Origin of the sequence: Flavihumibacter sp. CACIAM 22H1, assembly GCF_001601815.1 — a bacterium.
Classification (GTDB): domain Bacteria; phylum Bacteroidota; class Bacteroidia; order Chitinophagales; family Chitinophagaceae; genus Flavihumibacter.
This window is the reverse complement of record NZ_LUKG01000128.1, coordinates 1-6899: the sequence shown is the minus strand read 5'-3', so window position 1 is coordinate 6899 and position 6899 is coordinate 1. Positions and strand designations below refer to the sequence as shown.

Sequence of the window (6899 nt, the reverse complement as noted above, 5' to 3'; positions counted from 1 at the left end):
GGCGTACAATAGTGCCAATGCTGTTTACAATGAATTTAATCTTTCACTTACAAGACAGCAAAGTCGCATAAACTCAATTAAACAGGAACTTGATTTCAAGCGAAATCAGTTAAGTGCATTGACTGCTCAAATCGAAAGCAACCAGAGCCAGTTAAAACAGGCGTTGGAAAGCATTGCGGAAAGCGAGGATTTACTGAACCAGGCCGATAATGGTTTATTGGAAATGATGCGTAAAAAAGACGAGGATGAAAAAATTCTGAACCAGGCCGACCAGGCATATTATTCTATCCGCACCCAATTGAATGAAAAAGAGACGGCGCTTCGTTCTAAGGTGAAGGAAAAAGAACAACTTGAACAGTCTTTAGGAACCATTAAGGACCGTTTGAATGAATTAAAACTGCAACTGGCCGGCATGAAGGAACGGCTTCAGGTGGAGTTCCGTATCAACCTGGATGATATCATTGACCAGCCCCGGGCAACAGAAACTGCGGTGGAAGAATTGCAGGAAAAATCAGAACGCATGAAAAAGCGTCTTGAAAACTTGGGAGAAGTGAATCCGACAGCCATTGAAGCCTTCACCGAAATGAAGAAGCGGTACGAGTTCATTTTGGAACAGAAAAATGACCTGGTAACTGCTAAAGACAGCTTGCTGCAAACCATAGCGGAAGTGGAAAGCACCGCCAACCAGAAATTCCTGGATACCTTTAATCAGGTCAAAGAAAACTTTATAAAAGTGTTCAAGGCATTGTTTACAGAAGAAGATCAATGTGATCTTATCCTGGAAAATCCGGATAACCTGGCGGAAACGGGCATTGATATCATTGCCAAGCCTAAAGGTAAACGCCCTTCTTCCATTACCCAGTTAAGCGGGGGAGAAAAGACCCTTACGGCTACCGCACTCTTATTCGCCATTTATCTGATAAAACCTGCTCCATTTTGTATCCTGGATGAGGTAGATGCACCGCTTGACGATGCCAATGTGGGTAAATTCACCAATATGATCCGTCGCTTTAGTGAAGAAAGTCAATTTATTATCGTTACCCACAACAAAATGACCATGGGTGCCGTTGATGCTATCTACGGGGTAACCATGCAGGAACCGGGCGTAAGTAAATTAGTACCGGTAGATTTTAGAAATCTGAATTAAACCCTTATATTTAAGTATTAGTAACCGTCCAACATGTTAAGCATCTCCAAATGGAGGTGCTTTTTTTTATTTTTGTGATCATACCTAAAGAAACCAGCCATATGCGCACTATTTTTTTACTGTTACTTTCCAATATATTTATGACAATAGCCTGGTATGGACACCTGAAGCAGGAAGGCTTGCCTTTATGGAAAGCAATTTTGATGGCTTGGGGTATTGCTTTTTTTGAATACTGCCTGATGGTGCCCGCCAACCGGATGGGATATGCAAATGGTTTTAGCGGCTTTCAGTTAAAAATGACGCAGGAAGTTATTACACTGGTTGTATTTGCGGTATTTGCGGTCGTTTATCTGAAGGAACCTTTTCGCTGGAATTACCTGATTAGCTTCGGCCTGTTATTAGGCGCTGTTTATTTTATGTTCAGAAAATGATCAGAGATACAAATAATAGGGCTGCAAAAGTTGGGTAAATGCCGCACTATAACTGCCGTTTTGCCTGATCAGCACCTGATCCGTTGTGGTTTCTGTTGCCCCATCTTTTTTAAATAACAGCATACTCCTGAATGGACCATGCTTTTCTGTTTGGCATACATTGGTCCTTTTTCGAAGCGTTAGACCAGCTTTTAAAGCCTGCTCCACCATAGCATCGGCCCGTAAATAGGGCAGTAGAAGGGCCAACCATCCGTCCGCTTCTAATAAATTTGCTGCCAGATCTGCCAATGCGGTCAATCCCAAAGCTGCTTCATGCCTCGCAAGATTAATGCCCCGATCAGCGGAAAGCAGGGATTGTTCAAAAAAAGGTGGGTTACTGAAAACAAGCCTGTATTTTTTTTCAAAGGAATAGTTAAGTACATCGCCCTGTATACAATGGAGCGATTGATTCCAGGCACTGGCCTGGAAATTTGCTGTCGCCTGTTTACTTGCAGCGGGGTCTAGCTCAATAGCGTCAATACTTTTAACCTTTACCTGTTGCGCCAGTTGCAGGCTTAACAAGCCAGTACCCGTACCAATATCCAAGGCAGCGTCCAATTCCTGGTCCCGGAAAAAATCAGCCAGCCAGGCACCAAACAGGCAGGACTCGGTACATACTTTCATGGAACAAGATTCCTGTTGTATGGTAAATTCTTTCAACTTAAAAAAACTATTGGCCAAATGGATAAGGATAATTTGATGACTTACCAGGCGGCTCTTGCCGTTGGCGTTTCCGCCAATGACGCCGTTTCCCCCGCCAGGAATTTATAATGTGCTGCCATGGCAATCATAGCCGCGTTATCGGTACAATACTCGAAAGCCGGAAAATAGGTCGACCAACCATATTTTTTTCCCATCTGCACTAATGTGGCACGTAATCCGGAATTAGCTGATACACCACCTGCCAAACAAATTTCTTTTATACCTGTTTGCTCGGCTGCTTTCTTCAGTTTGTTTAAAAGGATGGTCACAATCCGGTGCTGAATGGAAGCACAGATATCGGGTAACCGATCCTGGATAAAAGCCGGGTTCTCTCGCTGATGCTCCTGTACAAAATAGAGAATTGCCGTTTTTAACCCGGAGAAACTGAAATCTAACCCGGGTATTTTGGGTTCCGGAAAACGAAATGCCGCAGGGTTACCGGTTTTAGCATACGCATCGATCAATGGTCCGCCTGGATACGGCAATCCCAGTATTTTTGCAGATTTATCAAAGGCTTCACCGGCAGCATCGTCTATTGTTTCACCAATTACCCGCATACGTACCGGTGATTCTACCACTACCAACTGGGTATGTCCTCCACTAACAGTTAAGCATAAAAAAGGAAAAGAAGGGCGGGGGGCTTCTATCAGGTTGGCTATTACATGAGCCTGCATGTGGTGAATGGCGAGCAGGGGTTTATTAAGAGCCAGTGCCAGTGAACGGGCAAATTGGGCTCCTACCAGTAAGGCCCCGATCAGACCAGGGGCCTGGGTAAAGGCAATAGCATCCAGCTGGTTTAATTCTATACCTGCTTTTTCCAATGCCTGGTCCACTACAGGCACTATGTTTTGCATATGGGCCCTGCTGGCCAGTTCAGGTACCACCCCTCCAAATTGTTCATGAATTTTTTGGGAAGCAATTATATTGGATGCCAGCTTTCCATCTACAGCAACTGCTGCGGCTGTTTCATCACAGGAACTTTCAATGGCGAGAATAACAGGCATAATATTATTTACTGCGGATAGCAACTACCGCATCCATTTTTGCAGCAATGGAAGCCGGTATAATACCAGCCAATACACCCACAAAAATACAAATAGAAATAGCGATGGTCATAATTTTAAAAGATATGGTAATGGGAAAACCCATAGCCCCGGAAATTATCTGTGTAAGAATAAATACGAGCAGCAGCCCGATAAGACCGCCCATAATACAGAGGAAGGCCGATTCCATCAAAAATTCCATCATAATTGTTCTGCGTTTTGCGCCGATGGCTTTTTTCAGGCCGATTTGTGGCGTTCGTTCGCGAACCGTTACGAACATGATATTCGCTACTCCAAACATACCTACGATCAGGGACAGGATAGCAATAAAGAAGCCGCCCATATTAATACCGGAGAATATACCAGCGGCAAATTCACCGAAGGCATCCATATCATTGAGTGAAAAATTATCAACCTGCGTAGGTTTAAGTTTCCGGATAGAACGCATGGCACCGGTTACCTCATCCCTCAGTAATTTCATGGGTATCGTTTCCTTGCCCTGCAACATTAATACGGGGTCTGACCGGTCTTCCCGAACAAGTGTTTTCATAAAACTATAGGGCAGTAAAATGGCGTTGTCAAATTCCCATCCACCGATGATGGAGGAACCTTGTTTTTTTATAAGTCCTACCACATTTACGTTTCTATCGTAGATAGACACTAATTTTCCAACGGCGCGCTCGGGTTTTCCAAAAAGCTCTTCCGCTACTTTATAACCGATTACGGCAGAATTGGACGCATAATCGAAATCAGTCTGTTGCAGGTAGCGCCCATCAATAATATCAATTGTTTGAATATTTGAAAAATCTTCAGAAATACCGTACATCCGAACATTATTCAGCTGTTCGTTCTGGAATTCCACTTTATCCATCCGCTGAAGGGCAAAGGCTATATTGGAAGCTTCGGGTACTGCCTGTTTTAGCAGCCTCATTTCATCGTATTTAGGCGTGGGCCGGTTCAGGAGTTTCCAATAGGGGATCTGTCCGCTATAATCCCATTTATCAATAAATATGGTATTGCTGCCCAATGCTTTAATATCCTTTTGCACATTTTCTTCCAAACTGTTTACCGTAGCCAGTACCCCAATTATGCAGAAGATTCCGATCGTTATCCCAAATAAGGACAGGAAAGTCCGTAGTTTATTGGACCGGAATTCACCCAGGGCCATTTTGAGTCCGGTGCCCAGTATTTCGAGAGTTTTGCGCATGCTTCAAAAATACTGCTTCCTAATCCAATTAAAATGAAAAAAGAGGCTTAAATTAGGAGGAATCAATCCGGCCTTCTAAACGACCCCTACCGCAGTTGAATCATAGGAATTTATTTCATCACTTAAATATACTTCCAATGGTTACTACAGACATTTCCCAGCTGGTAGGAGAGTGCACAACCTGGGTAAACACTCTCCGTTCAAAAAGGTCAGCATTTACTGAATTAAAGGAAAAACTTCAGTTGCTTTCGACCAATCTCCAGGACAAGGATACCTTAAAGGATCTGGAACATCTCCAAAATCAGTTCTACATTCAGTTAATTAACATTCATGATCTTAAACATGCAATTAAGGACCATGAACGGATTGCCCATTGGGAAAAGGAAAAAAAAGGGCAGTTAACCGACGCTACGCTCTCAGCGCATGAAGATCATCTTTACCAGTACGAGCAATTAATGGGCACACTTGATCATGTGGAAGAAGAATTCCATCGCTTCGTTCACAAAATCAACTAACCTACCTATTCCTCACCTTAGCGTTCATTTAGTATGTCAGCCGAATTTGATACCAATCATGTCAAGAATATTGTCTTACTCGGCCATGCAGGTTCGGGAAAGACCTCCTTAGCGGAAAGTATGGTTTTTGAAGCCGGGCTAATTCCTCGAAGGGGCAGTATTGCCACGCATACCACCATTGGTGATTTCCATGAACTGGAACAGGAGCGGGGCAATTCCATCTTCTCCAAACTACTGCATGCCCGATGGCGAGGCTATAAGATCAACATTATTGATACACCTGGATACGACGATTTTGCCGGGGAAGTAATTGCCGCTTTACGGGTAGCCGATACCGGTGTAATGGTGCTGAATGCTGCTATGGGTGTGGAAGTAGGAACAGATATTATCTGGCAGTATACAGAAACCTTCCGAACGCCTATGTTACTGGCGGTTAATCAGCTGGACCAGGAAAAAGCCGATTTCGACAAAACCGTTCAACAGGCAAAAGAGCATTTCGGCGCTAAGGTAGTGATTGTTCAATATCCCTTACAACAGGGAGCCGGGTTTCATGAAATAGTGGATGTATTGCGGATGACCCTTTATAAGTTTCATGACAGTGGCGGGAAACCGGAAAAATTACCTATCCCCGATGCTGAAAAACAACGGGCTGAATTCCTGCACAAAGAACTGGTAGAAGCAATTGCCAGTAACGATGAAACCCTCATGGAACATTATTTTGAAAAGGGTGAATTGGAAGAAGATGAAATGAAGGAAGGCATGAAAAAAGCTATGCTCAACCATGACCTTTTTCCGCTTTTTTGCCTTTCGGCCGAACGGAATATGGGAAGCGGAAGGTTGATGGGTTTTATAGACAATGTATGCCCTGGGGCCAATGAAATGCCCCCGCAAAAAACCAAACAGGAAAAAGAATTAGCCTGTCGCTCGGATGCGCCCGCCTGCCTCTTTGTTTTCAAAACAGTAACCGAACCCCATGTAGGGGAATTATCTTTTTTCAAAGTTTATTCCGGTGTGGTAAAATCAGGAATGGAATTGCTTAATCCAACCACTAAAGCAGTGGAAAAGCTGAGCCAGTTATTTATTGTCGAAGGGAATAAACGTACGGCTGTAAATGAATTGGCCGCTGGTGACCTGGGCGCTACCCTGAAATTAAAAAACACGCATATTAATAATACCCTGTGCGACCGGCAGACGCCTATTGAATTAATTCCTATTGAATTCCCTGCTCCCAACCTCAGTATAGCTATAGAACCCCTGCTTAAAGGAGAAGAGGAAAAACTTGCCCAGGCGCTGCATACACTGGTGGAGGAAGATCCAACCATTGGCGTGGAAGTGGCGTCCGAACTAAAACAAACCCTCTTGCATTGCCAGGGAGATATGCACCTGGCCGTAATTAAGTGGAAACTGCAACACCAGTTCAAAGTAGACGTCCGTTTTTCGCGCCCGCGGATTGCGTATCGGGAAACGATCAGGAAAGCGGCGGAAGCACATTACCGGCATAAAAAACAATCGGGCGGCGCAGGGCAGTTTGGAGAAGTCCATTTACGGATTGAGCCATTCACACCAGATATGCCGGACCCACAGGGTCTTTCGGTCAGGAACCGGGATTTTCATACACTGCCCTGGGGCGGAATGCTGGCTTTTTACAATTGTATAGTTGGAGGCGCTATTGATACCCGCTTTCTACCCTCTATTATGAAAGGTGTTATGGAGAAAATGCAGGAAGGCCCCCTCACAGGAAGTTTTGTTCGAGACATCCGGGTATCCGTATTTGATGGAAAAATGCATCCGGTTGATTCCAATGATATTTCCTTC

Annotated in this window: 6 protein-coding genes and 1 pseudogene; 4 read left to right on the top strand and 3 right to left on the bottom strand. The window is 44.2% G+C overall.

What is annotated here, in order from left to right:
* Nucleotides 1-1147, top strand: a pseudogene (locus A1D16_RS20765) (chromosome segregation protein SMC); the annotation flags it as partial.
* Nucleotides 1148-1248: 101 nt separating this feature from the next.
* Nucleotides 1249-1578: a DMT family protein gene (locus A1D16_RS20760; protein WP_290713285.1), complete on the top strand. Its 330-nt coding sequence runs from the start codon at nt 1249-1251 to the stop codon at nt 1576-1578.
* Here the strand turns inward: A1D16_RS20760 and A1D16_RS20755 are convergent, their stop codons facing one another.
* The 3 genes from A1D16_RS20755 to A1D16_RS20745 all read right to left on the bottom strand — a co-directional run bounded on the left by A1D16_RS20755 (nt 1579) and on the right by A1D16_RS20745 (nt 4569).
* Nucleotides 1579-2241 carry a methyltransferase gene (locus tag A1D16_RS20755; protein ID WP_290713283.1) on the bottom strand — a complete coding sequence of 221 codons (663 nt, stop codon included), beginning with the start codon at nt 2239-2241 and terminating at the stop codon, nt 1579-1581. It abuts the gene before it with no gap.
* A gap of 80 nt (nt 2242-2321) precedes the next feature.
* A complete protein-coding gene (gene tsaD, locus A1D16_RS20750; protein WP_290713281.1) occupies nt 2322-3323 on the bottom strand; it encodes a tRNA (adenosine(37)-N6)-threonylcarbamoyltransferase complex transferase subunit TsaD in 1002 nt (333 codons plus the stop codon).
* A gap of 4 nt (nt 3324-3327) precedes the next feature.
* Nucleotides 3328-4569 (bottom strand): ABC transporter permease, encoded by a 1242-nt coding sequence (locus tag A1D16_RS20745; protein WP_290713279.1) that lies wholly within the window; start codon nt 4567-4569, stop codon nt 3328-3330.
* Nucleotides 4570-4706: 137 nt separating this feature from the next.
* Between A1D16_RS20745 and A1D16_RS20740 the strand changes: the two genes are divergently transcribed.
* Both A1D16_RS20740 and A1D16_RS20735 read left to right on the top strand, forming a co-directional pair.
* The gene (locus A1D16_RS20740) at nt 4707-5084 is read left to right on the top strand and encodes a hypothetical protein (RefSeq protein WP_290713277.1); all 378 of its coding nucleotides are present in this window, start codon (nt 4707-4709) and stop codon (nt 5082-5084) included.
* A gap of 33 nt (nt 5085-5117) precedes the next feature.
* The coding region (locus A1D16_RS20735) for an elongation factor G (protein WP_290713274.1) at nt 5118-6899 on the top strand (1782 nt) is incomplete at its 3' end.

Coding starts and splice junctions, on each gene's coding strand:
- A1D16_RS20760 (WP_290713285.1), top strand. CDS start 1,249: ATGCGCACTATTTTTTTACTGTTACTTTCCAATATATTTATGACAATA.
- A1D16_RS20755 (WP_290713283.1), bottom strand. CDS start 2,241: ATGAAAGTATGTACCGAGTCCTGCCTGTTTGGTGCCTGGCTGGCTGAT.
- tsaD (WP_290713281.1), bottom strand. CDS start 3,323: ATGCCTGTTATTCTCGCCATTGAAAGTTCCTGTGATGAAACAGCCGCA.
- A1D16_RS20745 (WP_290713279.1), bottom strand. CDS start 4,569: ATGCGCAAAACTCTCGAAATACTGGGCACCGGACTCAAAATGGCCCTG.
- A1D16_RS20740 (WP_290713277.1), top strand. CDS start 4,707: ATGGTTACTACAGACATTTCCCAGCTGGTAGGAGAGTGCACAACCTGG.